The sequence below is a fragment of the Rhodopseudomonas julia genome (assembly GCF_030813515.1).
Classification (GTDB): Bacteria; Pseudomonadota; Alphaproteobacteria; order Rhizobiales; family Afifellaceae; genus Afifella; species Afifella julia.
Window position 1 is genome coordinate 1,672,491 of record NZ_JAUSUK010000001.1, and the last position, 23,469, is coordinate 1,695,959.

25 protein-coding genes are annotated in these 23,469 nt (G+C 63.6%); 20 read left to right on the plus strand and 5 right to left on the minus strand.

Annotation, left to right across the window (positions count from 1 at the left end; genetic code table 11):
* Positions 1–67: 67 nt before the first annotated feature.
* Complete coding sequence (locus J2R99_RS07715) at positions 68–1,099, minus strand: ABC transporter substrate-binding protein (RefSeq protein ID WP_307153855.1); 1,032 nt, start codon at positions 1,097–1,099, stop codon at positions 68–70.
* 109 nt (positions 1,100–1,208) lie between these two features.
* Between J2R99_RS07715 and J2R99_RS07720 the strand changes: the two genes are divergently transcribed.
* From J2R99_RS07720 to trmD, 6 genes are all read left to right on the plus strand, one after another.
* Positions 1,209–2,174 carry a LysR substrate-binding domain-containing protein gene (locus J2R99_RS07720; RefSeq protein WP_307153856.1) on the plus strand — a complete coding sequence of 322 codons (966 nt, stop codon included), beginning with the start codon at positions 1,209–1,211 and terminating at the stop codon, positions 2,172–2,174.
* Between the two features lie 148 nt (positions 2,175–2,322).
* The gene (ffh, locus tag J2R99_RS07725; protein WP_307153857.1) at positions 2,323–3,843 is read left to right on the plus strand and encodes a signal recognition particle protein; all 1,521 of its coding nucleotides are present in this window, start codon (positions 2,323–2,325) and stop codon (positions 3,841–3,843) included.
* Positions 3,844–3,867: 24 nt separating this feature from the next.
* Complete coding sequence (gene rpsP, locus J2R99_RS07730; protein ID WP_307153858.1) at positions 3,868–4,251, plus strand: 30S ribosomal protein S16; 384 nt, start codon at positions 3,868–3,870, stop codon at positions 4,249–4,251.
* A 33-nt stretch (positions 4,252–4,284) separates the two neighbouring features.
* A complete protein-coding gene (gene rimM / locus J2R99_RS07735; RefSeq protein ID WP_307153859.1) occupies positions 4,285–4,887 on the plus strand; it encodes a ribosome maturation factor RimM in 603 nt (200 codons plus the stop codon).
* Positions 4,884–5,183 (plus strand): putative quinol monooxygenase, encoded by a 300-nt coding sequence (locus J2R99_RS07740; protein ID WP_307153860.1) that lies wholly within the window; start codon positions 4,884–4,886, stop codon positions 5,181–5,183. Before rimM ends, J2R99_RS07740 begins: the two co-directional genes overlap by 4 nt.
* Before the next feature lie 12 nt (positions 5,184–5,195).
* A complete protein-coding gene (gene trmD, locus J2R99_RS07745) occupies positions 5,196–5,900 on the plus strand; it encodes a tRNA (guanosine(37)-N1)-methyltransferase TrmD (RefSeq protein WP_307153861.1) in 705 nt (234 codons plus the stop codon).
* On the opposite strand, the gene J2R99_RS07750 is transcribed toward trmD, so the two are convergent.
* Complete coding sequence (locus tag J2R99_RS07750) at positions 5,882–6,631, minus strand: sulfite exporter TauE/SafE family protein (RefSeq protein ID WP_307153862.1); 750 nt, start codon at positions 6,629–6,631, stop codon at positions 5,882–5,884. The two genes, trmD and J2R99_RS07750, sit on opposite strands and share 19 nt — an antisense overlap.
* Positions 6,632–6,972: 341 nt before the next feature.
* Here J2R99_RS07750 and rplS point away from each other — a divergent pair, with 341 nt between their 5' ends.
* From rplS to J2R99_RS07780, 6 genes are all read left to right on the plus strand, one after another.
* Positions 6,973–7,437: a 50S ribosomal protein L19 gene (gene rplS / locus J2R99_RS07755; RefSeq protein WP_307153863.1), complete on the plus strand. Its 465-nt coding sequence runs from the start codon at positions 6,973–6,975 to the stop codon at positions 7,435–7,437.
* A 267-nt stretch (positions 7,438–7,704) separates the two neighbouring features.
* Positions 7,705–9,057 carry a substrate-binding protein gene (locus J2R99_RS07760; RefSeq protein WP_307153864.1) on the plus strand — a complete coding sequence of 451 codons (1,353 nt, stop codon included), beginning with the start codon at positions 7,705–7,707 and terminating at the stop codon, positions 9,055–9,057.
* 94 nt (positions 9,058–9,151) lie between these two features.
* Positions 9,152–10,168 (plus strand): branched-chain amino acid ABC transporter permease, encoded by a 1,017-nt coding sequence (locus J2R99_RS07765; RefSeq protein ID WP_307153865.1) that lies wholly within the window; start codon positions 9,152–9,154, stop codon positions 10,166–10,168.
* A 107-nt stretch (positions 10,169–10,275) separates the two neighbouring features.
* Positions 10,276–11,409: a branched-chain amino acid ABC transporter permease gene (locus J2R99_RS07770; protein WP_370872333.1), complete on the plus strand. Its 1,134-nt coding sequence runs from the start codon at positions 10,276–10,278 to the stop codon at positions 11,407–11,409.
* 11 nt (positions 11,410–11,420) lie between these two features.
* Positions 11,421–12,179 carry an ABC transporter ATP-binding protein gene (locus tag J2R99_RS07775; RefSeq protein ID WP_307153866.1) on the plus strand — a complete coding sequence of 253 codons (759 nt, stop codon included), beginning with the start codon at positions 11,421–11,423 and terminating at the stop codon, positions 12,177–12,179.
* A 101-nt stretch (positions 12,180–12,280) separates the two neighbouring features.
* Positions 12,281–13,012, plus strand: a complete 732-nt coding sequence (locus J2R99_RS07780) for an ABC transporter ATP-binding protein (RefSeq protein WP_307154178.1) — start codon at positions 12,281–12,283, stop codon at positions 13,010–13,012.
* Positions 13,013–13,105: 93 nt separating this feature from the next.
* Here J2R99_RS07780 and J2R99_RS07785 read toward each other — a convergent pair whose 3' ends face one another.
* A complete protein-coding gene (locus tag J2R99_RS07785) occupies positions 13,106–13,855 on the minus strand; it encodes a phosphodiester glycosidase family protein (protein ID WP_370872296.1) in 750 nt (249 codons plus the stop codon).
* Between the two features lie 196 nt (positions 13,856–14,051).
* Between J2R99_RS07785 and J2R99_RS07790 the strand changes: the two genes are divergently transcribed.
* Together J2R99_RS07790 and leuC are read left to right on the plus strand one after the other, a co-directional pair.
* A complete protein-coding gene (locus J2R99_RS07790) occupies positions 14,052–14,210 on the plus strand; it encodes a hypothetical protein (protein ID WP_307153868.1) in 159 nt (52 codons plus the stop codon).
* A gap of 42 nt (positions 14,211–14,252) precedes the next feature.
* Positions 14,253–15,659, plus strand: coding sequence for a 3-isopropylmalate dehydratase large subunit (gene leuC, locus J2R99_RS07795; protein WP_307153869.1), 1,407 nt, complete (start codon positions 14,253–14,255; stop codon positions 15,657–15,659).
* Between the two features lie 150 nt (positions 15,660–15,809).
* Here the strand turns inward: leuC and J2R99_RS07800 are convergent, their stop codons facing one another.
* Both J2R99_RS07800 and J2R99_RS07805 read right to left on the minus strand, forming a co-directional pair.
* Complete coding sequence (locus J2R99_RS07800) at positions 15,810–16,082, minus strand: hypothetical protein (protein WP_307153870.1); 273 nt, start codon at positions 16,080–16,082, stop codon at positions 15,810–15,812.
* Between the two features lie 302 nt (positions 16,083–16,384).
* Positions 16,385–16,756 (minus strand): hypothetical protein, encoded by a 372-nt coding sequence (locus J2R99_RS07805; RefSeq protein ID WP_307153871.1) that lies wholly within the window; start codon positions 16,754–16,756, stop codon positions 16,385–16,387.
* 334 nt (positions 16,757–17,090) lie between these two features.
* Here J2R99_RS07805 and J2R99_RS07810 point away from each other — a divergent pair, with 334 nt between their 5' ends.
* From J2R99_RS07810 to leuB, 6 genes are all read left to right on the plus strand, one after another.
* Positions 17,091–17,345 carry a hypothetical protein gene (locus J2R99_RS07810; protein ID WP_307153872.1) on the plus strand — a complete coding sequence of 85 codons (255 nt, stop codon included), beginning with the start codon at positions 17,091–17,093 and terminating at the stop codon, positions 17,343–17,345.
* Between the two features lie 24 nt (positions 17,346–17,369).
* On the plus strand, positions 17,370–17,768 hold the full coding sequence (locus J2R99_RS07815; protein WP_307153873.1) for a metallopeptidase family protein: 399 nt from the start codon (positions 17,370–17,372) through the stop codon (positions 17,766–17,768).
* A 97-nt stretch (positions 17,769–17,865) separates the two neighbouring features.
* The gene (leuD, locus tag J2R99_RS07820; RefSeq protein WP_307153874.1) at positions 17,866–18,471 is read left to right on the plus strand and encodes a 3-isopropylmalate dehydratase small subunit; all 606 of its coding nucleotides are present in this window, start codon (positions 17,866–17,868) and stop codon (positions 18,469–18,471) included.
* 225 nt (positions 18,472–18,696) lie between these two features.
* Entirely contained in the window at positions 18,697–19,905 is a 1,209-nt protein-coding gene (locus tag J2R99_RS07825; RefSeq protein ID WP_307153875.1) for a lytic murein transglycosylase, read from the plus strand.
* Between the two features lie 190 nt (positions 19,906–20,095).
* Positions 20,096–22,126 (plus strand): sensor histidine kinase, encoded by a 2,031-nt coding sequence (locus J2R99_RS07830; protein WP_307153876.1) that lies wholly within the window; start codon positions 20,096–20,098, stop codon positions 22,124–22,126.
* Between the two features lie 67 nt (positions 22,127–22,193).
* Complete coding sequence (gene leuB / locus J2R99_RS07835; RefSeq protein WP_307153877.1) at positions 22,194–23,318, plus strand: 3-isopropylmalate dehydrogenase; 1,125 nt, start codon at positions 22,194–22,196, stop codon at positions 23,316–23,318.
* The last annotated feature ends 151 nt before the right edge of the window (positions 23,319–23,469 follow it).

Sequence of the window (23,469 nt, forward strand, 5' to 3'; positions counted from 1 at the left end):
GAACTCGCAAAGCCGGCAGGTAGGGGCGAAGGCGGGAGTGCCGAGCACTCCCGCAGTGCCGTTCAACTCAGCGCTCGACCTCGCGCGCCCAGCGCTTGGTCCACTCTTCGCGGTTCGGGTTGATCGTATCCCAGTCGACGGCGACGAGGCTTTCGATCTGCTCGGGCCCGTAGGGCAGGAAGGAGGCCTGCTCTTCGGTCAGTTCCGCTTTGCGGTTGACCGGGCCGGAGCCCATGACGTCGGCGAGCTTCACCTGGATCTCCGGCGTCAGGAGATATTGGATGAACTCGTTGGCGACTTCAGGAACGTTGCTTTCCACGACCGGGCAGGCCGCGAGCATGAGGGCGACGGCGCCTTCCTTCGGATAGGCGAATTTCGCCGGGAAGCCGGTATCGGCAAGCGACTTGGTGCGGCCCGAGCCCCAGATCGACAGGGCGATTTCCTGCGACTGGAAGAGCTCCGACATCTTGCCGGAGGACGGCTCGAAGACGAGCACGTTCGGGGCGACGTCATCGGCCATCGCCTCAAAGCCCGGATCGATGTCCTTCTCACCACCACCGTTGAGGCGCGCCATCATGATGAGGGTGTGGAGGCCATAGGTGTTGGTGATCGGCGGGATCGACAGGATGCCTTCGTATTTCGGATCCTTCAGGTCTTCCCAGCTTGCAGGAGGATCCCAGCCTTCGCGCTCGAACCATTCGGTGTTGTAGGTGAAGCCGGTCGCCACGAAGCCGACGCCGATGGAATTGGGGCCGAGCTTGGCGAGATCGTAGACGTCGTCAAAGACCGCCGCCTTGCTCATCGGGGCGCAGAAGCCGAGGGCGTCCGCCTGATACATCGGGCCGTCGTCGAGAATGACGACGTCGAGTTCCTGATTGCCCTTCTGCGCCTGGAGGCGTGCGAGGTTTTCGGTGGAATTGCCGGCGACGAACTGGATCGTCACGTCGTGCGTCTTCTCAAATTCGGGGAAGACGACTTCCTTCATCAAGGTTTCGAAGGAGCCGCCATAACCGCCGACGACGAGGGTATCCTGCGCCTTTGCAGTTTGAACGGCTAGGAGGGAGCCTGCGGCCGCAAGCGCCATGATGACCGGTTTCATTGAGAACCCCTCTGTATTCTTTTGAGACATGATCATTGAATGGGCGTTTTGTGGGTGTTTCAAATGAGATTATATGTACACCTCATTCCCAAAGGTTATGAGGTGCGCCTTGGCGAAGCCCAATATCCGGCAGGTCGAAGCCTTCAACGCCGTCATGAAAGCCGGGTCCGTGACCAAAGCGGCGGAAGGATTGTTCGTCAGCCAGCCGGCCGTGAGCAAATTGCTGCACGCCTTCGAAGTGGCCTGCGATCTGCCGCTCTTCACCCGCACCAAGGGTCGCGTCGTGCCGACGCCGGAGGCACGGCAATTGTTCGTCGAAACCTCCAAGCTCGAGCAGGGGCTGACGCGCGTGCACGAGGCGGCGCGTGCCATCCGCGAATTGCAGCGCGGCGAGATCTCCATCGTCGCCTTTCCGGCGATGAGCATGCGGCTCATTCCGCGCAAGGTGGGCGAGCTTCTGTGCGACCGCCCCGACGTGGCGTTGTCCCTCTTCACGCGCACCTCGCGCAGCGTCGAGAACTCGATGATCACGCGCGCGGCGGATTTCGGCATCTCGCTCGTGCCGACGAGCAATCCGGCGCTGCATTGCGAGCCGTTTACGAGCGTCTCGATGATCTGCGCGCTGCGTCGCGACCATCCGATGGCCCGCCAGGCGGCGATCTCGCTTGAAATGATCGCCGAGGAGCGTCTCGTGGCACTCGGGCGGGACGATCTATCCTATCCGATCATCGACGAGGCGTTTCAGCGTGCGGGGCTGGCGATGCGTCCGGCCGCGGAAGTGCAAATGGCCGATGCGGCCTGCTGCATGGTGGCATCCGGTTGCGGGGTGGCGATCGTGCCTTCGCTCGTGTCTTTCGAAGCGGGCTATCCGGAGGTCGTGTTCCGCCCGCTCACCGAGCCGATCGCCATGACGACCTGGCTCTTGACCTCCACCTATCAGGAGCTGTCTCAGCTGGCGCTCGAGCTGATGGACGAGATCCGGGGTGCGGTGGAAGAGCTGGAGGCGGGGCTGCACGGCACGCTCAGCCGGGATCGGGCGTCCGATTCGCGGTTTGCCGGGCCGGTGCATCCTTGACTTGTGGCGCGCTGCCGCTTAGGTGAGCGACACTCTATAAAAGAGCCAGATTTACGACCCGCCGACCGGAACGGGATTCCGGAGGTCACCATCCGCCAGCGAAGGTTCGCCCGCGGATGCAATTTGCATTGAACGCTCGAGACGCGCCATGTTCGATACCCTATCAGATCGCCTTTCAGGCATCTTCGACAAGATCACCGGCCGCGGAGCACTTTCCGAGAAGGACGTCTCGGAAGCGCTGCGGGAAGTGCGGCGTGCGCTTTTGGAAGCGGACGTTGCGCTCGAAGTGGTGCGCGCCTTCACCGAGAAGGTGCGCGAGCGTGCCGTCGGCGCCGAAGTCGTGCGCTCCGTCAAGCCGGGGCAGATGGTCGTCAAGATCGTGCACGACCAGCTCGTCGAGATGCTGGGCGAGGAAGCCTCCGAGATCAATCTTCACGCCGCGCCGCCTGTCGCCATCATGATGGTCGGCCTGCAGGGCTCGGGTAAGACGACCTCGACGGCGAAAATCGCCAAGCGCCTGTCGGAGCGCGAGAAGAAGAAGGTCTTGATGGCCTCGCTCGATACCCGCCGGCCGGCGGCGCAGGAGCAGCTCAAGGTGCTCGGCGAACAGATCGGCGTCGCGACCTTGCCGATCATCGAAGGGCAGGGGCCGGTCGATATCGCCAAGCGGGCGCAGAACGCGGCACGGCTCGGCGGCTACGACGTGGTCATGCTCGATACGGCGGGCCGTACGCATATCGACGAGCCTTTGATGATCGAGATGGAGGAGGTGAAGCGGGCCACCAACCCGCATGAAATCCTCCTCGTCGCCGATGCGCTCACCGGCCAGGACGCCGTCAATGTGGCGCGCTCCTTCAACGAGCGCTGCGCGGTCACGGGCATCGTCCTCACCCGTATCGACGGTGACGGGCGCGGCGGTGCGGCGCTTTCCATGCGTGCCGTCACCGGCAAGCCGATCAAACTCATCGGCACCGGCGAAAAGATCGACGCCGTCGAAGCCTTCCATCCCTCGCGCATCGCCGACCGCATTCTCGGCATGGGCGACATCGTCTCGCTCGTCGAAAAGGCGTCGGAGCAGATCGATCAGGAGAAGGCTCTCAAGACCGCCCAGAAGATGAAGAAGGGCGAGTTCGACCTTGAGGATTTCGCCGAACAGCTTCGCCAGATGGAAAAGATCGGCGGCATGTCGGGCATCATGAGCATGATGCCGGGCATCGGCAAAATGAAGAAGCAGGTGGCCGCAGCCGGCATCGACGACAGCGTCGTGAAACGCCAGCTCGCCATCATCTCGTCGATGACGCGCCAGGAGCGGCAGAAGCCGGCGGTGATGAATGCGAGCCGCAAGAAGCGCGTGGCGGCGGGCTCCGGCGTCGAGGTGCAGGACGTCAACAAGCTCCTCAAGATGCACCGGCAGATGTCGGACATGATGAAGAAGCTCGGCCGCAACAAGAAGATGGCCGGTCTCTTCGGGGGCGCGCAGCCCGATCCGGCGATGCTGGAAGAGATGCAGAAGGGCGGTTTGCCGGGCGGCATGCCTGGCGGGCTCTCGGGCGGTCTCGGCGGTATGCCGGGCGGCCTGCCCAAAGGATTGCCGGGCCTTCCTGGAATGGGAGGCGGGATGGGCGGTCTGCCGGGGCTTCCCGGTCTCGGCCGCGGCAAGAAGAAATAAGGTTCAAACGCAAGGAAGACTGAAATGACTGTGAAACTGAGATTGTCCCGCGGCGGCAGCAAGAAGCGCCCGTTCTACCGGGTCGTGGCTGCCGACGAGCGCGCCCCGCGCGACGGCCGCTACATCGAGCGTGTCGGCACCTACAATCCGCTTCTGCCGAAGGATCATGCCGAGCGCATCGTGCTCAACACCGAGCGCGTCGAATACTGGCTGTCGCAGGGTGCAAAGCCGACCGATCGCGTGCTGCGCTTCCTCGACGCGGCCGGCCTTGCCAAGCGTCCGGCGCGCAACAACCCGAAGAAGGCCGAGCTCGGCGCCAAGGCCAAGGAGCGCCTCGAATTGCGCCGCCAGGCCGAAGAAGAGGCGAAGGCTGCCGCCGAGGCGCCTGCCGAGGAAGCGGCGGAGTAATCCGCCGCTTTGCCGGTGCGGCAGGACAGGCCGATGGCGGTTTCGCAAGATCGTGCGGCGGGAGACCGCCTCATCGTCGCAAAAATCGGCCGGGCGCATGGCGTCAGAGGCGAAGTGCGGGTGAAGACCTTCACCGCCGATCCCCTGGCGCTCGCCGATTATTCGCCGCTTCTCACGTCGGACGGGCGTAGCTTTTCCGTCAAGGAGCTGCGTGCCGACAAGGGCGACATGGTGGTCGCCCGCTTCAAGGGCGTGTCGGACCGCAACGCGGCCGAGACGCTCAACGGCACGATGCTCTTCGTTGCGCGTACGGCGCTGCCGGAGCCTGACGAAGACGAATTCTATTATGCCGATCTCATCGGCCTTGCGGCCGAGGCGCCCGACGGTTCGCCGCTCGGGCGGGTCGTCGCCGTGCACGATTTCGGCGGCGGCGATATTCTCGAAGTGAAGCCCGAGCAGGGCGAGACCCTGCTTCTCTCCTTCACGCGCGAGGTGGTTCCCTCTATCGATCTTGCCGGCGGCCGCATCGTCGTCGACCTGCCCACCGAAATCGAAGTGCGGGAAGACGATGCGGCGAGCGAAGACGCGCAGGAAGAGGCCGCAGGCGAAGGCCCGGCCGAAAAGGAGAGACCATGATCATCGTTGCCGGCGAATTTCGTATTCCCGAGGACCAGCGCGACGCCTTTCTGCCGGCGGCGCAAAAGGTGATGGCCGCGACGCGGCAGGAAACGGGCTGCCTCCTCTATACCTTCGCTTTCGATCTCGACGTGGCGGGGCTGGTGCGCGTTTTCGAGAAATGGGAAAGCCGCGAGGCGCTCGCAGCCCATTTCAAGACCCCGCATATGGCCGAGTGGCGCCAGGCGCTGTCTGCGATCGGCGTGAGCGGGCGAAGCGTCAAAGCCTATGCCGCCGATGACGGCGAGCCGGTCTAGGACCGGTCCGGAATGAGCTTCAAGGCGAGCGTTCTCACGCTCTTTCCCGAAATGTTTCCGGGGCCGCTCGGCATTTCGCTGGCCGGGCGGGCGCTCGAAGCCGGCCGCTTCGTACTCGAGGCGCGGCAGATCCGCGAGCACGGTATCGGCACGCATCGCATGGTCGACGACACGCCGGCCGGCGGCGGGCCGGGTATGGTGATGCGCGCCGACGTGATGGCGGCGGCGATCGATGCGGCTGCGCCCGAAGGCGATCCGCGGCCGCGCCTTCTGATGAGCCCGCGCGGACGCCCACTGACACAGAAAATGGTGAAGGATTGGGCCGCGGGCCCAGGCCTCGTCATCGTCTGCGGGCGGTTCGAGGGCATCGACGAGCGTGTCATCGAGGCGCGAGGCCTTGAAGAGGTGTCGATCGGCGATTTCGTGCTGTCGGGCGGCGAGATTGCCGCGCTCGCCCTTCTCGACGCGGTCGTGCGGCTTCTACCCGGCGTCATGGGCAAGGCGGAATCCGCCTCTGAAGAGAGCTTCGAAAACGGGCTTTTGGAATATCCGCAATATACGCGGCCGCAGGAATTCGAGGGTCGCGAGATCCCGGAGGTTCTGACCTCGGGCCATCACGGCAAGGTCGCCGAATGGCGGCGGGCGGAGGCGCTCAGGCTGACGCGCGAGAGGCGGCCGGATCTTTTGGAAGCGTCCGCTCAGCCCGCGACGAAATAATAGACGGTGAGGACGAGGCCGACGGCGATGACGAAGCCGCGGACATAGGTCTGCGGGAATTTCCGTGCTGCGGCGACGCCGAGATAGCCGCCGAGCGCGACGGCGACCAGCATCACCGAGCCGGCACTCCAATCGACGATGCCGCCCTGCACGAAGACGACGATGGCGATGATGGCGATCACCACCGACAAAAGCGTCTTGATGGCGTTGATGCGGTGGAAATCGTCACCCTCGGTGAGGCCGAGCGAGGCGAGCATCATGATGCCCATGCCGGCGCCGAAGAAGCCGCCATAGATCGCCACGACAAACTGGATCGTCCAGGCGAGCCAGGGCGGGGAATGGAGATCACGAGCCCGCAGCGCGCGCGTGACGCGCGGACCGGCCGCGAAGAGCGAGGTGGCGGCGATCAAAAGCCAGGGCACCATGGCGCGGAATTGCGGATTGTCGAGCGCCAGAAGCACGAGCGCGCCGATGAGCCCACCGAAGACGGAGACGACGAGATAGGGAAGGGAGGCCCGACCGATCTTCCGCAATTCGCGCCGATAGGCGAGCGTCGAGGTCACATAACCCGGGAACTGGGTGATGGAGGTCGTGGCGTTGGCCGTGATCGGCGGAACGCCGACGAGGGTGAGCGCGCCAAAAGCAATGAAGGTGCCGCCACCGGCAACGGCGTTGACGGCGCCGGAGACGAAGCCGGCGAGGACGAGTAGAAGAATGTCGAGAAGAGACATGGTGAAGGTTTCGTCCTGACCGTTCGGGCGCGTTCCGGGGCCGTTTGTGGTGGTTCATGGCCGTTTGTCGGCGGCGCACGTCCTAAACCTGTCTTCGCCGGAGCGCAAAAGGCAAGTCCGCCGATTGTGACATGAGATGAAAGGTGTCGGCGAGGCGGCCGAGGCCGGGCAGAGTTGCTGCAGCGTCGTTTTTGCATGCCGGGGGCGTCGACATGAGGCCGCAGAGCGTGTATATGGCCGCCAACTTCCGATCCGATGTGCGAAACAAAGCCGCGCAACGGTCGTTTCGTCGTGAAACGATACGTCGAAACCAGCCAGCGCGCGACGAAGAGGTTTGAGAGATGAACGCGATCCAAGAGATCGAGCAGGCGGAGATGGCGACGATCATCGATCGGCGTGTCATTCCGGAGTTCGAGGCGGGCGACACGGTCCGCGTACATGTGCGTGTGACGGACGGCAACCGCACCCGTCTGCAGGCCTATGAGGGCGTCGTTATCGCGCGCTCCGGCGGCGGTCTTCACGAGAGCTTCACGGTGCGGAAGATCTCCTACGGCGAAGGCGTCGAGCGCGTCTTCCCGGTCTATTCTCCGCTGATCGAGAAGCTCGAAGTTGTGCGGCGCGGCAAGGTGCGGCGCGCAAAGCTCTATTATCTGCGCGGCCGTCGCGGCAAGTCTGCACGTATCGCCGAAGATGCGCGCGTGCGCGCAAAGCGCTTGAACGACGAGGCGCGAGAAATCGCTGCCGCCGAGCGCGCAGCCGTCAAAGAAGCGAAGGAAGCAGCCAAGGCAGAAAACGCCGAAGGCTGACGCTGAGCTTTATTCCCGCCCGTTTGGGCGGGCTCAAATGTTTTAAAGGCGCCCTGCGGGGCGCCTTTTTATTTGCGCGTTTGCGCCTTTGTCCTTCAGAAAATTTCGCGGCAGTGCAACCTCGCCTTGTTGAAGGGGCGCGGACCATCGAAAGTAGTATTGCGGTGGGTGCATGGGACCTATACCGAAACGCATGGCGAACCAGCGTCGCCCGAATGCGGTCCGCCGCCAACGAATTGAAAAATATACTGGAGGAAATGAACGCTCATGAGCACCAACGATAGGACGAGTCTGTCTCGCCGCAGCCTCCTCAAGGCCTCCGCCGCCGGCGCGACCGTTCTCGCGGCCCCGCATTTCTTCATCAAGGGTGCGTATGCGGCCGAATACTGCAACATGCCGACGGGCGACACAGTCACGCTCGGTTTCAACGTGCCGCAAACGGGGCCTTATGCCGATGAAGGCCTCGATGAACTCAAGGCCTTCCAGCTCGCCGTCAAACATCTGAACGGTGAAGGCGATGGCGGCGCGCTCAACACTTTCAAGCCGTCGAACCTCAAGGGCAACGGCATCCTCGGCAAGAAGGTCGCCTATGTATCGGGCGACACGCAGACGAAGTCCGACGCCGCCCGCGCTTCAGCCAAGCGCATGATCGAGAAGGACGGCGCCCTGATGATCTCCGGTGGCTCCTCGTCGGGCGTGGCGGTCGCGGTCCAGTCGCTGTGCCAGGAGACCGGCGTGATCTTCATGGCCGGTCTCACGCATTCCAACGACACGACCGGCAAAGACAAGCGCCGCTACGGCTTCCGCCACTTCTTCAACGCCTATATGTCCGGCCAGGCGCTCGGCCCGATCCTCGCCCAGGAATATGGCAAGGACCGCAAGGCCTATCATCTGACGGCCGACTACACCTGGGGCTGGACGCAGGAAGAATCGATCAAGGACGCCACCGAAAAGCTCGGCTGGGAGACGGTTCAGACCGTCCGCACGCCGCTCGGTGCCGGCGACTTCTCGCAGTATCTGACGCCGGTCCTGAATTCCGGTGCGGACGTCCTGATCCTCAACCATTACGGCTCCGACATGGTGAACTCGCTGCGCCAGGCGGTGCAGTTCGGCATGCGCGAGAAGCAGGTGAACGGCAAAGACTTCCAGATCGTCGTGCCGCTCTATTCCGAGCTGATGGCGATGGGCGCCGGCGAGGCGGTGAAGGGCATCCTCGGCACCGCCAACTGGAACTGGCAGCTCGACAACGACGGCACCAAGGCCTTTGCGAAGTCGTTCGGTCAGGAATACGGCCAGCCGCCGTCGCAGGCTGCGCAGACCTGCTACGCCCAGACGATCCTCTACGCCAATGCCTGCGAAACGGCGGGCGAGTTCACGCCGCCGGCGGTGATCAAGGCGCTCGAAGGCTTCGAATTCGAAGGCCTCGGCAACGGCAAGACGCTCTATCGCGCCGAAGACCACCAGTGCTTCAAGCCGGTCCTCGTCGTGAAGGGCAAGGAGAACCCCTCCAACCAGTTCGACATCCTGGAAGTCGTCGAAGTGGTGCCGACCGAACAGGTGACCTACGACCCGTCGATCTTCGGCGGCGAGCTCGGCCCCTACGAGGTCCAGGGCTGCTAAAGCCCAATCAACCGGTGCCGACCGCCTGCGTGCGGTCGGCTTCCTCCCCCCGTGATGCCTGATCGACCCGCTTTGTGAGTGGGTTGGAGGGGATATGGACGCGCTTATTCTTCAAATTTTGAACGGTCTCGACAAAGGCGCCGCCTATGCGCTCATCGCGCTCGGGCTGACGCTCGTCTTCGGGACGCTCGGTGTCGTCAACTTCGCCCATGGGGCGCTTTTCATGCTCGGCGCCTTCTGCGCCGTGACCATGCAGAAGCTTCTGACCCTGTCGACGCGGGTTCGCGACGAGAGCATCACCTTCTTCGAGGCTTATAAGGAAGTCCCGTATCTGGAGAGCTGGCTCGGCGATACGGGGCGGATGATCATCGATTATTCGGTGCCTCTCTCCATCCTCCTGACGATCCCCTTTATGCTCCTCGTCGGCGTCGTCATGGAGCGCGGCCTCATCCGGCATTTCTACAAGCGCAGCCATGCGGAGCAGATCCTCGTCACCTTCGGGCTCGCGATCGTGCTGCAGGAGATCATCAAGGCGATCTTCGGCGCCAATCCGGTGCCGGTGCCGGCACCGCCGGCCGTTGCCGGCTCCGCGTCGATCGGCGAATGGTTCGGCCTCGGCCCGGCGATCTCCTATCCGTGGTGGCGTCTCGTCTATCTCGCCTTCTCTGTCGTCATTCTCGCCGCCGTCTTCGCCTTTCTGCAGCTCACCACCTTCGGCATGACGGTTCGGGCGGGCATGCGCGACCGCGAGACGGTCGGGCTTCTCGGCATCGACATCGAAAAGCGCTTCATCATCGTGTTTGCGCTGGCGGCGATCGTCGCAGGCCTTGCCGGCGCGATGTACGCGCCGATTCTCGCACCCAACTACCATCTCGGCATGGACTTTCTGGTGATCTCCTTCGTCGTCGTCGTGGTCGGCGGCATGGGTTCGCTCGGCGGCGCTGTCGCGGCAGGATTCCTTCTCGGCATCCTGCAATCCTTCGCCTCCATGACGGAGGTGAAATCGATCCTGCCGGGCATCGATCAGATCATCATCTATCTCGTCGCCGTCGTGATCCTCTTGGTGCGCCCGCGCGGTTTGATGGGCCGCTCCGGGATCATGGAGACCTAAGCATGGTCAAGAAAGTCATCCAAAAAATCCGCAAGGCCGCAATTTCCGATCCGGATTTCGAAGTCTCCACCCGGCAATTGCCGCCGCGGGGGCCCGAAACGAAGCCGATGACGCCGGTCGACAAGGACTGGATCGCCATCGTCGCCTTCACCGTCGTCGTCCTTGCCATGCCCTGGTGGTTGCAGCCGCTCGGTGCCGCCTATCCGGACCTCATGCAGAAGTTCGCGATCTACGGCATCTTCGCGCTCGGCTTCAATCTTCTGTTCGGCCTGACGGGCTACCTCTCCTTCGGCCACGCCGCCTTTCTCGGCGTCGGCTCCTATGCGGCGGTGTGGTCGTTCAAGCTCTTCACGATGAACATCATCCCGGCGGTCATCTTCGCGATGCTCGTCGCCGGTGTTCTCGCCGTCGTCATCGGCTTCATCAGCCTCAGACGGTCGGGCATCTACTTCTCGATCCTGACGCTCGCGCTCGCCCAGATGTGCTACAATCTCGCCTATTCGGTGCTGACGCCGATCACCAATGGCGAGACCGGTCTGCGAGTGCTGCGCGACGATCCGCGGTATCTCGACGCCGCCTTCGGCGCCGAGCACCAGGGTGTGCTTCTCGGCAATCTCTTCGGCGAGAGCATGGTCGGCTATCCGGGCTTTTATCTGTGCGCCGGGCTTCTCATCATCGCCTTCTACATCGCGCTTCGGATCATGCGCTCGCCCTACGGCATGATGCTGCGGGCCATCAAATCGAACCAGAACCGCATGATCTATACGGGCTTCAACCCCCGTCCCTATATGCTGACGATCTTCATCATCTCCGGCATGTATGCGGGGCTGGCGGGGGCGCTCCTTGCCATCACCGATCCGCTTGCCGGGGCGGAGCGCATGCAGTGGACGGCGTCGGGCGAGGTCGTGCTGATGACCATCCTCGGCGGTGCCGGCACCATTTCGGGGCCGATCCTCGGGGCTGCCATCATCAAATATTTCGAGAACATCTTCTCGGCCTTGAACGACAGCGCGCTCGCCTCGGCCTTCTCGTTCCTGCCGCACAGTGTCCAGGAATTCGTCGTCACTATTCTGAGCCCCTTCGTCGGCGAGGGATGGCATCTGACGCTCGGCCTCCTCTTCATGATCATCGTCATCTTTCTGCCCGGCGGCATCATGGAAGGCATCCGGCGGACCTACCGCTTCCTGCGTGGCCATGGGCGCGGATCGAAGACGCAGACCGATCTGCAGGCTGCAGAGTGAAAGGCTGACAGATGAACAACGCAGTCCTGCATGTGTCGGACGTGCAAAAGAGCTTTGGGGGCCTTCGTGCCCTCACCGACATCGAGCTCCAGGTGGAGAAGGGCAAAACCCACGCCATCATCGGGCCGAACGGCGCCGGAAAATCGACGCTTCTCAATGTGTGCATCGGGCGCTTGCCGCCCGATTCCGGCACCGTCACCTTCGATGGCCATCTCATCACCGGGCGGCCGCCCTATGAGATCAACCAGCTCGGCGTGGCGCGCGTGTTCCAGACGCCGGAGATCTTTCCCGATCTCTCGCTTCTGCAGAACGTCATGGTGCCGGCCTTCGCCAAGCGCGACGGCACGTTCCGCATGAGCGCACTCTCCTCGCTCGAAAAGGAGACTGATCTGCGCGATGAGGCGGAGAAGCTTCTGGAGGATGTCGGGCTTCTGCAGTTCTACGCCAAGCTCGCCTCCAGCCTGTCGCGCGGCGACAAGCGTCGGCTGGAACTCGCCATGTGCCTCATCCAACATCCGAAGCTTCTGCTTCTCGACGAGCCGACGGCCGGCATGTCGCGGCACGACACCAACCGCACCATCGATCTTCTCAAGCAGATCAAGGAGCGCGGCATGACCAAGGTGATCATCGAGCACGACATGCATGTCGTGTTCTCGCTCGCCGACCGCATTTCGGTTTTGGCGCAAGGCAAGATCATCGCCGAGGGAACGCCCGACGAAGTGCGCGGCAGCCCGCGCGTGCAGGAAGCCTATCTGGGAGGAGCGCATTGATGAACGCCATGATGACCGGGACAAGCGAGGCGACCCCGATCGATCCCAAGGCATCGACGGCGGCAAACCCGCAGACGCCGGACTCCGCCCAGTCCGGCTCGATGATCGACAGGACGGGTCACGAGGAAGGTGCCTTCTTCTCCTGCCGGAACCTGCATGCCTATTACGGCGAGAGCTATATCGTGCAGGGCGTCAGCTTCTCCATTCAGGAGAAGGAAGTGCTCGCCCTTCTCGGGCGCAACGGCGCCGGCAAGACCTCGACATTGCGCACCATCGCCCGCGCCAGCAATCCGGAGCTCAGGCAAGGCGAGATCTGGCTCGGCGACCAGGCGCTGCACAAGATGGTCGATTATCAGGCGGCGCGTGCCGGCGTCGTTCTGGTGCCTGAGGATCGGCGCATCATTCCGGGGCTGACGGTGGAAGAAAACCTCGTTCTCGCCCGTATCGAGGAGCCGCGCGGCTGGGAAATCGAAGAGGTCTACGAGCGCTTTCCGAGGCTTGCCGAACGGCGCAACCAGGAAGCCACGACGATGTCGGGCGGCGAACAGCAGATGCTGGCGGTCGCCCGCGCGCTGGTGCGCGATCTGAAGCTCCTGCTCCTCGACGAGCCTTATGAGGGGCTGGCGCCTGTCATCGTGCGGGAGATCGAAAAGATCGTGGCCGAGATCAAGGAGATCGGCATCACCACGGTGATCGTGGAACAGAACGCCGTCGCCGCCCTGCAGCTCGCCGACCGGGCGATGATCCTCGACATGGGCGAGGTGGTCTATGAGGGGACGGCGAAGGAAGTGCTCGAAAACGAGGATTTGCGGCACGAATATCTGGCGGTGTGATCCGTCTGACGAGCCCGGCGGCCGCGGGTTGTCACCGGCGGCCGCTTATTTCTCCGCCGGCGCCTTTTCTGCGGTTGCCTTTTCTGCCGGCGTCTATTTTGCCGTCACTGCGATGATCGGACCGAGCGGGAAGAAACCGTCGGCGCGGCGCAGCTCGGGGGCGTAGAGGCTCGAAATCGAGCCGTCGAGAAACAGGGCGTTGTCGCAGCCGATCCTGTCTTTGAAGAAGCCGGAAAACTCCCAGAACGTGACCGGGCCTTCGGAGACGGCGAAAACGATCTCGCCTTTTTTGGTGACGCAGACGCCGTTTCTTTTCTTGGCGCTGTCGCTGTCCTTCAGGAAGCGCGGATGGCGCTTGCCGTCGATCAGGAGCATCGGGCCCGATTGGGTGGCGAAATCCGCCGGCGGCTTGCGGCGCAGATAGGCCTGCGTTTCCAGAACGCCCGCCTTGCCGCCGCCGATCCAAAAGATGCCGTTCGGCAGCATGTGAAAATTGCCGGGGCCCTTGTTGGTGTTGGCGCTCTTCAGAGTGCGGCCGTCTTCGACATAAAGGCCGACCGGCGAGAAATCCTCATGGTACATGCCGCCGTTCATGGCGAAGGCGAGGCGCTTTCCCTCGCTTTCGAGCGCCGATTTCAGCGCCCGGAACGAGCCGTAGGGCTTGCCAGTCGCGTCGTTGAGATAAAGCCGGACGTCGTCGGTTGCCGGATCGAAGCGGCAGACGGCATAGGAGCGCGCGCCGTCGCGCGTGATCTCGCAATTCTGGCCGGCGGCGAAAGCGGGGCCGAGAAGGGCGGAGGGAATGGTGAGGCCCGCAAGAAGCAGGGACATAAATCTGCGCATTCCTCCGGTTAGCCCGGACCGGCGGCGAAGTCATCCCGACACGTTGCGAAGAAGGGCCGGCACGGCGCGACGGCGCCCTCACGGGACCGGGCGCACGCGATCGGCGGGCATGTTTCTGCACCTCATCAGCGAACTTACGCAATTCGACGGGATGAAAGAATTGAGAGGAGCGGGCCAAGTTGCTATATGCAGCGCCATGTCGTCGAACGAAAACCCCAAGGCCGGGTCGCGCGGAGCGGTCGGGGCCATCTTCCATTCCACGCACGCTTTTGCGGCGATCGACGACCATGCGCGTCTGCCCTGGCGGTTTTTTGCGCGTCTCTTCGCCTCCGATGGATCGCTTACGAGCGCCTGACGGCGCCCTTTCCCCTTTTTGCGATCACAACCGAGTAGACCCATGAAACCGAGAACGCTTTACGACAAAATCTGGGACGACCATCTGGTCGACCGCCAACCCGACGGCACCTGCCTCCTCTATATCGACCGTCATCTCGTGCACGAAGTGACGAGCCCGCAGGCCTTCGAGGGCCTCCGGATCGCCGGACGCAAGGTGCATGCGCCCGACAAGACGCTCGCCGTCGTCGATCACAACGTGCCGACGACCGACCGCTCGAAAGGCATCGACGATCCGGAATCGGCGCTGCAGGTCGACACGCTCGCCACGAACGCGGCCGATTTCGGCATCGAGTATTACAACGAACTCGATATGCGGCAGGGCATTGTCCACATCATCGGGCCGGAGCAGGGCTTTACGCTGCCTGGCATGACGATCGTGTGCGGCGACAGCCACACCTCGACGCATGGCGCCTTCGGAGCGCTTGCGCACGGCATCGGCACGTCCGAAGTGGAGCATGTGCTTGCCACCCAGACGCTCATCCAGTCGAAGGCGAAGAACATGCGCGTCACCGTCGACGGCAAGCTGCCGGACGGGGTGACGGCGAAAGACATCATCCTGGCGATCATCGGCGAGATCGGCACGGCCGGCGGCACCGGCCATGTCATCGAATATGCCGGCGAGGCGATCCGCTCGCTGTCGATGGAAGGCCGCATGACGGTGTGCAACATGTCGATCGAGGGCGGTGCCCGCGCCGGCATGATTGCGCCCGACGAGATCACTTATGCCTATATCGCCGACCGGCCGCGGGCTCCGAAGGGGTCGGCCTGGGACATGGCGCGGGCCTATTGGGAGAGCCTGCCCTCCGACGAGGGCGCGCATTTCGACCGGGAAGTCCGGCTCGATGCCGCCAATCTGCCGCCGATCGTGACCTGGGGCTCATCGCCCGAAGACGTCATCTCGGTCACCGGCACGGTGCCGAACCCGGACGACATCGCCGATGAGAACAAACGTGCCTCGAAGTGGCGGGCGCTCAAATATATGGGCCTGACGCCGGGCACGAAGATGACCGACGTCACACTCGATCGTGTCTTTATCGGCTCGTGCACCAACGGCCGCATCGAGGATCTCCGGGCCGCCGCCAAGGTCGCGGAAGGCCGCAAGGTCGCCGACAGCGTCAATGCCATGGTGGTGCCGGGATCGGGCCTCGTGAAGGCGCAGGCGGAAGCGGAAGGTCTCGACAAGATCTTCCTCGCCGCGGGCTTCGAATGGCGCGAGCCGGGCTGCTCCATGTGCCTTGCCATGAATGCCGACAAGCTCGCGCCGGAAGAGCGCTGCGCCTCCACCTCGAACCGCAATTTCGAGGGGCGTCAGGGCTTCAAGGGCCGCACGCATCTCGTGTCTCCGGCGATGGCGGCCGCGGCGGCGATCGCCGGGCGCTTCGTCGATATCCGCGACTGGGGTCATTGAGAGCTGGGGTCATTGAGAGCTGGGGGCATTGAGAGCTGGGGGCATTGCGGGCTCGGGCGATTGAGGACCCGGCACGCTGAACCCGCAGGGATCTGAACGCGAAAAGGGCCGTCCTTCGGGCGGCCCTTTTTTGATGGAGGCCTTTTCGCCTCAGCGATGCACGATCTTGTTGAAGCGGCTGGTGCGGCCGCCGGCCGTCTCGTTCTGAACGAGAAGCGCCAGATTGCCGTCCTCGAAGGTTTCGAACCAGGTCTCCCAGGTGATCGATTCCAGGCCCTCGTCAGCGTCGCCGAAATCGATGCGAAGCACGCCGACGCCGTCGCCCTCTGTGGCCGTCGCGGAGACCATCGCGGGTTTGCCGCCGCGCTCTTCGACCCACTTCTTGATGTCTTCGTGGCGTATCAGTTTGTGCGCTTCACTCATCGCTGTCTCCTCTTGTTTCACTGAGAAAACAGGTGCCATTTGGTCCGGTTCCCCCTCGCTCTCGACGGTTTGGTAACCGGCAAATCATCGGCTGGACGGCGACGCGGTCCGAAGTGAGCGACCACGCCGAAGGCTCATCCGGCTTCGCTGCGTGTTTTTCCGCGCAGGCCACGCATGCGCGCGTTTGGAACAAGCGCACGAAACCGCGCGAAACGCAAAGGATGTCTCTCCCGCAAAAAAACAGGCGGGACCACGGTCCCGCCTGTGAAGAGCCCGCAAAATGCGGGAATCTTGTCAAAGACTTAGTTGTTGGTGCCTTCGGTGCCCGGAGCATACGGCTCCAGCGGCTCGTCCTGGCTCTCCTTGCTGGCCATGTTGCCGTCCGAAGAGGCTGAATGCATGGGCGAGGAGTACATCGTCTTGTCATCGTCGCAGGACACGTAGACCTCACGGTCGTTGTCCGTCATCATGTAGAAGCCACCGGTTTCGCAGGTCTCCGGACGCTCGCCGGAGGTCTCGCCGTTGCCGTAAATGCGGGCTTCCTGCTCGGTGTCGGTGTTGACGATCACCTTGTTGTCTTCGGCGTCCTTGCGCAGGATCATGCCGGCGTTGGCAGCGCTCACGCCCACCATCATGGCGGTCACGGACACGGCGGTCAGCTTTGTAAAAGTCATGGAGTATCTCCTTACAGATTTGCCTCTCGTGGCGAATTCCCCGCCCGATCGATCACATGAGAGACCAGACGGCGCGGGAGAGGCTGTGTTGGCGTTGCCTCGCTGAAACAACGTGGAGGGCGGGAGACGGTTCGCTGAAATAATTGTGATCGGTGAGGCGGCTAAGTGTTTGGAACTTAAAGGGTAAATGTAGATTCGTGCGCGCCTCGAGCGGGCGCGGAAGAGGGGTGTGGGGCTTGCGGGCGGCGGTGCTTTTCGGGCTTCTCCGGAGCAAGGACGGCGCCGACAGGCCGCCTGCCGGAGGTGCGGGCCGCAAGACATTTGGAGGTCATGGGTGAGTGAGGATCGGGAGGCGAGAAGAAGCCGCGAGGCGCGCGAGGCGCTCGAACGCGTTCACCGTGACAGCGAGGCTGTCGGCACGTCGTCCTTCGCCCGAGCCGCCGGCCGGGCGAAGGATCATCTTGCCGGCGCCGACGCGCCTGCCAACGACCGCGTCGAGGTGTGGGGCCGCAGGGTCGGGCGCGGGTTCTCCATCGTCTTCGTGATGTGGCTTTTATGGTATCTCGTCAGCACCTATCTGACGCCCTGACGTCCATTTCGCCGGTGCCATGTCATGTCCGCCTTTGCCGCGATCCCCGACCTTCAAGAGTTCGAGCGCATTGCGCTTGCCGCCTATGACGGATTGCCGGAGGAGTTCCGGGCGCTGACGGGCGACATCCAGATCCGCGTCGCCGAGCGCGCCGACCGGGAATCGCTGGCAGCCGTCGGGCTCACGCATCCCCTGGAACTTCTCGGGCTCTTCGAAGGCATCGGTCTCGCGCATGCGCCGGCCACGCCCTATTCCGGGCTGATGCCGAACCGGGTGTGGCTCTATCGTCAGGCGATCCTTGCTTATTGGCAGGATCACGACGAGCGATTGGACGACATCATCGCGCATGTCCTCGTGCACGAGATCGGCCACCATTTCGGTCTTTCCGACGACGATATGGAAGAGATCGAGGCGACCGATTGAGGATCGCCCGCGAGGGGGCGGGCAAGATCGGAACGCTAAGATCTTGACCGGAACGCGCCGGCAAAGCATTGAAGGGGACTTCGAAAGGAACCTGCGAATGGAAAAGTTCACGACCCTCACTGGCGTCGCCGCGCCGCTGCCGATCATCAATATCGACACCGACATGATCATTCCGAAGCAGTTTCTGAAGACGATCAAGCGGACTGGGCTCGGCGCGTCGCTCTTCTATGAGATGCGCTTCAACGACGACGGCTCGGAGAACGAGGATTTCGTCCTCAACAAGCCGGCCTATCGCAACGCCAAGATTCTTGTCGCGGGCGACAATTTCGGCTGCGGCTCGTCGCGCGAACATGCGCCCTGGGCGCTCAAGGATTTCGGTATCACCTGCGTGATCTCCACCTCGTTCGCCGACATTTTCTACAACAATTGCTTCAAGAACGGCATTTTGCCGATCATCGTCTCGCCGGACGATCTCGACAAATTGCTCGACGACGCCTCGCGCGGCGCCAATGCGACGCTGACGGTCGATCTGGAGAAGCAGGAAGTGCGCGGCCCGGATGGCGGCAAGATCGAGTTCGAAATCGATGCCTTCCGCAAACACTGCCTGCTGAACGGCCTCGACGATATCGGCCTGACGCTGGAGAAATCCGGAAAGATCACCGGTTTCGAAGGCGAGATGACGGAAGACCGTCCCTGGGTGTGAGGCCTCTCTGAAGGCTCTTAGGATCGCTTTTTTGGCACCTCTGAGGCGGCGCTTCCTGCGCCGCCGGGTTCTTTCAAGTTGCCGTGCTAACGAAGATTTCACCGGCAATTTCGATTTCGTTTACCATTTCCAAACTGCGGCGAGCGAGGCTCCCGGGACGTGCACGCGGATTCTCATCCGCGTTGAGACCGCGTACAATTTTTCTGCGACCACTGAGGAGTGCAGATGCGGACCGCAATCCCCGGACTGGCTGCGCGCGCTCTTGTCGGAGCGACGCTCGCTTTCGGTCTTTCCTTCGCCCCGATGCCCGCATCGGCCGCGAGCTTTTCTTCCTGCGTTCAGAGCCTGAAGCAGGCGGCGGTTGCCGCCGGCGTCAGCCCGCGGCTTGCCGCACGGGCGCTCGACGGGGCTCGCGTCGACGACGAGGTTTTGCGCAAATCGCGGGCGCAACCGGAATTCAAGACCCCGATCTGGGATTATCTCGGCTTCCTTGTCGACGAGGAGCGTATCGCCGACGGCAAGACGATGATGCGGCGCTACGATCGGGTGCTGCGCGCGGCCGAGGAACGCTTCGGCGTCAACCGCTACGTCATTGCGGCGATCTGGGGTGTGGAGAGCAATTTCGGCCAGGATGCGGGCAAAGATTTCCTGCCGCATGCGCTCGCCAATGTCGCCTGTCACGGCAGCCGGACGAAGTTCTTCCGCGGCGAGCTCATCGCCGCCTTGAAGCTCGTTCAGCGCGGCGATCTCGACCTCGACGAGCTCTATGGGTCCTGGGCCGGGGCTTTCGGGCAGACCCAGTTCATTCCTTCCACCTATGAGCGGCTTGCCGTCGATTTCGACGGCGACGGGCGGCGCGACCTGGTGAAATCGGTGCCCGATGCCCTGGGCTCGACGGCGAATTACCTGCGCCGGGCCGGCTGGCGGCCGGGCGAGGCCTATATGATCGAGGTGAAGGTGCCGGCGAGCTATAAGGGGCCGACGGGCCGCAGTCGCAAGGCGTCCCTGTCGACCTGGGCGAAACGCGGCGTGATACGGGCCGATGGCGCGCATCTGTCGGGCGGCAGCCAGGCGGGCCTGCTTCTGCCGTCTGGGCCGCGCGGGCCGGGCTTTCTCGTCTTCCGCAACTTCGATGCGATCTATTCCTACAACCAGGCGGAATCCTACGCGCTCGCCATCTCCCATCTCGCCGACCGCATGGCCGGCTATCCGGGGCTCCGCACGGCCTGGCCGACGGACGATCCGCCCCTGTCGCGTGCCGAGCGCTTCGAGTTGCAGCGGCTTCTTCTCGCGCAGGGCTATGACGTCGGCGAAGTCGACGGGAAGGTCGGGCCGATGACGCGCGATGCGATCAAGAAGGCGGAGCAGCGCTTCGGCATGGAGCCGACGGGGCGGCCGGGCGGCAAGATTTACCGCAAGCTCGGGGGGCGCTGAGCGCGTTTCGCGCTCTCTGGCGGGCGTTGAGCGTGTTGTGTGTTCTCTGGCGGGCGTCGAGAGCGTTTCGCACCCTCGGGCATAAGCGCCTTCTTCCCGATGAGGCCGGGCAGTTACCGTGAGGTGACCTTGAGAATTGTCACTGCGCCTCTTCGATGCTAGGCGAATAGCCCGGCCAAGGGGAGAGGCCATGTTTTCCATCCGCAGTGTTCTGGCGCTGTCGCTTGCGGGCCTGCAATTCGTTGCGGTCGTCGCCGTCCTCTTCCTTTCCTACGTCACCTCCGAGACAGTGCTGCTGCAGCATGCGCGCGATCTCATGGGCGATGTCGCACGCAGCACCATCAACCATACGGTCGCCTTTCTCGCGCCTGCCGAGGCGGCGGCCGACCTGTCGCAGCGCCTGGCGCGCCAGGAGGTGGTCAGCAGCGAAAACGAAGGCGCCATGGAGCGCTATTTTTTCGAACAGCTGCGATCGCACAGCCAGTTCGCCGGCATCTTCTACGGCAACACCAACGGCGATTTCGTCTATGTGAACCGCGACGCCAGCGTGGTGGGCGCGCCCTTCCGTATCAAGACCATCGCCAACCGGCCGCAGCGCCGCGACGTGGAGCTCTATTGGCGCGACGGCGATTATACCGTCGCCGCCCATCGCAGCGATCCGGGCGACGGATACGACCCGCGCACGCGCCCCTGGTATGGCCGGGCGGTGAAAGCCGGCGGCGTCACCTGGACCGATCCCTATATATTCTTTTCCTCGCAGGAGCCCGGCATCACGGTCGCGACGCCGGTGACGGGCACGGGCGGCGAACTGCGGGGCGTCGTCGGTATCGATATCGAGATTTCGGCCCTGTCGACCTTTCTCGCCGATCTTCAGATCGGCCAGCATGGCAGCGCCTTCATTCTCAGCGACAGCGGCGACGTGATCGCCCATCCTGAGCCTGCGAAGATCAAGACGCGCGGCACGGCGGGCGACATTTTGCGCTTCACCCGCATCGACGAGCTCGACGATCCGCTGGCGAAGGCGGCGGCCGCCTCGTTCAAGACGCCGGTGACGGGGAGGGACGCGCCGACGGAGCGCGCGGCGAGCTTCGCCTTCGGCGGCGAGACCTATCACGCCGTCGCATCGTCTCTGCCCGGCACGCGCTGGCCCTGGACGGTGATCACCTATGTGCCGGAAAACGACTTCCTCGGCGCCATCAAGGACAATCGCCGCAATGGCGTTCTGCTGGCGGCGCTTGTTGCCGCGGTGACGGCGATGATCGGTCTTTTCATCGCCCGCTCCATCACGCGGCCCGTCGGGGCGCTGGCGCGGCAGGCGGACCTGATCAGTGGCGGTGACATTTCGCCGATGCCGCCGTTGCGCACGCATTATCGCGAGCTGCAGCGAACCGGTTTCGCCTTCGGCCGCATGACGGAATGGCTGAACCGACGCAATGCGGAAAACCAGACGCTGACCGACGAGCTGCGCGCGGCCTCTCGCGAGCTCGAGGCGCGGGTCGAGGACCGCACGCGGGAGCTCAATCATGCCAATGCGCAGCTGCGCGAGGAGGCGGAGCTCCGAGCTCAGCAGGCGGAGAAGCTCGAACGTGCAAACCAGCAGGCAGAGCTTTTGACGCGCGAACTCAACCACCGGGTCAAGAATGTCTTCGCCGTCGTCTCCGCCGTCCTGTCGCTCGGCGCGCGGTCGGCGCAATCGGTGGAGGATCTTGCCAGCACCACACGCCGGCGCATCGACGCGCTGTCGAAGGCGCATTCGGCAACGCAGGGACATCCGGGGCGCATGGGCAATGTCGCCGATCTCACGCGCCTCGCCGAACTCGTCCTGGCGCCTTATGCGGGCGAAGGCGAGGCGAGGATCGAGGTCTCCGGGGTGCGCGTGCGGATGGGCGGCGAAGTCGCCACCGCCCTCGGTCTGATCCTGCATGAACTCGCCACCAATGCCGCCAAATACGGCGCGCTCAGCGCAGAGACCGGGCGGGTCGCATTGAGCTGGAGCCTCGAAGAGGAGGGCGAGAGGCTGCTTCATCTCATCTGGCAGGAAACCGGCGGACCGGTGCCGCAGAAGCCGGCAGATGACAAGCGCGGCTTCGGCACCAAGATGGTGGAACAGATCATCGCCCAGTATCATGCGACCTATCACATCGACTGGCGCGCGGAGGGTGTGGTGGTGACGCTCAGCATGGTCTTGCCGGCCGAAGAGGAGGCGGATGACGTTGCGTGAGCCGGCATGGCTTGCGCCGCGGCCGGTGAGCGGCTAGCTGACAGACCTCATCACGACGGATCTTCAAATGACGCACAAGCTCCTGCTTCTCGCCGGTGACGGCATCGGCCCGGAAATCATGGCCGAGGTGAAGGCTCTCATCGATTGGATGAACGCCGAAGGCATCGGCTCTTTCGAATGCGAGGAAGGCCTGGTGGGCGGTGCAGCCTACGATGCCGACGGTGTCGCGGTCAGCGACGCCACGATGGACAAGGCGCTCGCCAGCGACGCGGTTCTCTTCGGCGCGGTCGGCGGGCCGAAATGGGACGGGGTTCCCTATGAGGTGCGGCCGGAAGCGGGACTTCTGCGTCTGCGCAAGGATCTCGGCCTCTTCGCCAATCTGCGGCCGGCGATCTGCTATCCGGCGCTCGCCGATGCTTCCTCGCTGAAGCGCGACGTGGTGGAAGGCCTCGACGTTCTCATCGTGCGCGAGCTCACCGGCGGCGTCTATTTCGGCGAGCCGAAGGAGATCAAGGATCTCGGCAACGGCCAGAAGCGGGCGATCGATACGCAGATCTACGACACCTACGAGATCGAGCGCATCGTGCGCGTCGCCTGCGATCTCGCCCGGACACGACAGAAGCGCGTCACCTCGATGGAAAAGCGCAATGTCATGAAGTCCGGTCTGTTGTGGAACGAGGTCGCGACCCGGATCGCCGGCGAATATCCGGATATCACCTTGGATCATGTGCTCGCCGATGCCGGTGGCATGCAGCTCGTGCGCTGGCCGAAGCAGTTCGATGTGATCGTCACCGACAACCTCTTCGGCGACATGCTGTCGGATGTCGCGGCCATGCTGACCGGCTCGCTCGGGATGTTGCCGTCGGCTTCGCTCGGCGCGCCCGACAAGGAAACCGGACGCCGCAAGGCCATGTACGAGCCGGTGCACGGCTCCGCCCCGGACATCGCCGGCACCGAGGTCGCCAATCCGATCGCGATGTTCGCATCCTTCGGCATGGCGCTCAGATATTCCTTCGGCATGATCAGCGAGGCCGACAAGCTCGATCAGGCGATCGCCGATGTCCTCGATGAAGGGCTGAGGACGCGGGATATCCTGCCGCGCGGCGGCGGCAACGGTCTCACCGAGGTCGGCACCAAGGGCATGGGTCAGGCGATCCGCGAGCGGTTCTTGAAGCTGATGCACGGCGCCTGAACGAAGGACCTTCGTCAGAGATCTTTTCTGGTTACCCCTCAGTTAACTGCAATCGGACGGGGAATTTGCATCGGCGTTTCCCGTCCGACACTGTAAGTCTGGCCAAGCTGGGGGATAAGATGTCGATCGGTCAGAGAATTCGGCGCAAAGA

Coding starts and splice junctions, on each gene's coding strand:
- J2R99_RS07715 (WP_307153855.1), bottom strand. CDS start 1,099: ATGAAACCGGTCATCATGGCGCTTGCGGCCGCAGGCTCCCTCCTAGCC.
- J2R99_RS07760 (WP_307153864.1), top strand. CDS start 7,705: ATGAGCACCAACGATAGGACGAGTCTGTCTCGCCGCAGCCTCCTCAAG.
- leuC (WP_307153869.1), top strand. CDS start 14,253: ATGAAACCGAGAACGCTTTACGACAAAATCTGGGACGACCATCTGGTC.
- J2R99_RS07750 (WP_307153862.1), bottom strand. CDS start 6,631: ATGTCTCTTCTCGACATTCTTCTACTCGTCCTCGCCGGCTTCGTCTCC.
- trmD (WP_307153861.1), top strand. CDS start 5,196: ATGAGCTTCAAGGCGAGCGTTCTCACGCTCTTTCCCGAAATGTTTCCG.
- J2R99_RS07805 (WP_307153871.1), bottom strand. CDS start 16,756: ATGACTTTTACAAAGCTGACCGCCGTGTCCGTGACCGCCATGATGGTG.
- J2R99_RS07815 (WP_307153873.1), top strand. CDS start 17,370: ATGTCCGCCTTTGCCGCGATCCCCGACCTTCAAGAGTTCGAGCGCATT.
- J2R99_RS07825 (WP_307153875.1), top strand. CDS start 18,697: ATGCGGACCGCAATCCCCGGACTGGCTGCGCGCGCTCTTGTCGGAGCG.
- J2R99_RS07780 (WP_307154178.1), top strand. CDS start 12,281: ATGATCGACAGGACGGGTCACGAGGAAGGTGCCTTCTTCTCCTGCCGG.
- J2R99_RS07785 (WP_370872296.1), bottom strand. CDS start 13,855: ATGCGCAGATTTATGTCCCTGCTTCTTGCGGGCCTCACCATTCCCTCC.
- J2R99_RS07800 (WP_307153870.1), bottom strand. CDS start 16,082: ATGAGTGAAGCGCACAAACTGATACGCCACGAAGACATCAAGAAGTGG.
- rimM (WP_307153859.1), top strand. CDS start 4,285: ATGGCGGTTTCGCAAGATCGTGCGGCGGGAGACCGCCTCATCGTCGCA.
- J2R99_RS07740 (WP_307153860.1), top strand. CDS start 4,884: ATGATCATCGTTGCCGGCGAATTTCGTATTCCCGAGGACCAGCGCGAC.
- J2R99_RS07765 (WP_307153865.1), top strand. CDS start 9,152: ATGGACGCGCTTATTCTTCAAATTTTGAACGGTCTCGACAAAGGCGCC.
- J2R99_RS07790 (WP_307153868.1), top strand. CDS start 14,052: ATGTCGTCGAACGAAAACCCCAAGGCCGGGTCGCGCGGAGCGGTCGGG.
- J2R99_RS07770 (WP_370872333.1), top strand. CDS start 10,276: ATGACGCCGGTCGACAAGGACTGGATCGCCATCGTCGCCTTCACCGTC.
- ffh (WP_307153857.1), top strand. CDS start 2,323: ATGTTCGATACCCTATCAGATCGCCTTTCAGGCATCTTCGACAAGATC.
- rplS (WP_307153863.1), top strand. CDS start 6,973: ATGAACGCGATCCAAGAGATCGAGCAGGCGGAGATGGCGACGATCATC.
- leuD (WP_307153874.1), top strand. CDS start 17,866: ATGGAAAAGTTCACGACCCTCACTGGCGTCGCCGCGCCGCTGCCGATC.
- leuB (WP_307153877.1), top strand. CDS start 22,194: ATGACGCACAAGCTCCTGCTTCTCGCCGGTGACGGCATCGGCCCGGAA.
- rpsP (WP_307153858.1), top strand. CDS start 3,868: ATGACTGTGAAACTGAGATTGTCCCGCGGCGGCAGCAAGAAGCGCCCG.
- J2R99_RS07775 (WP_307153866.1), top strand. CDS start 11,421: ATGAACAACGCAGTCCTGCATGTGTCGGACGTGCAAAAGAGCTTTGGG.
- J2R99_RS07830 (WP_307153876.1), top strand. CDS start 20,096: ATGTTTTCCATCCGCAGTGTTCTGGCGCTGTCGCTTGCGGGCCTGCAA.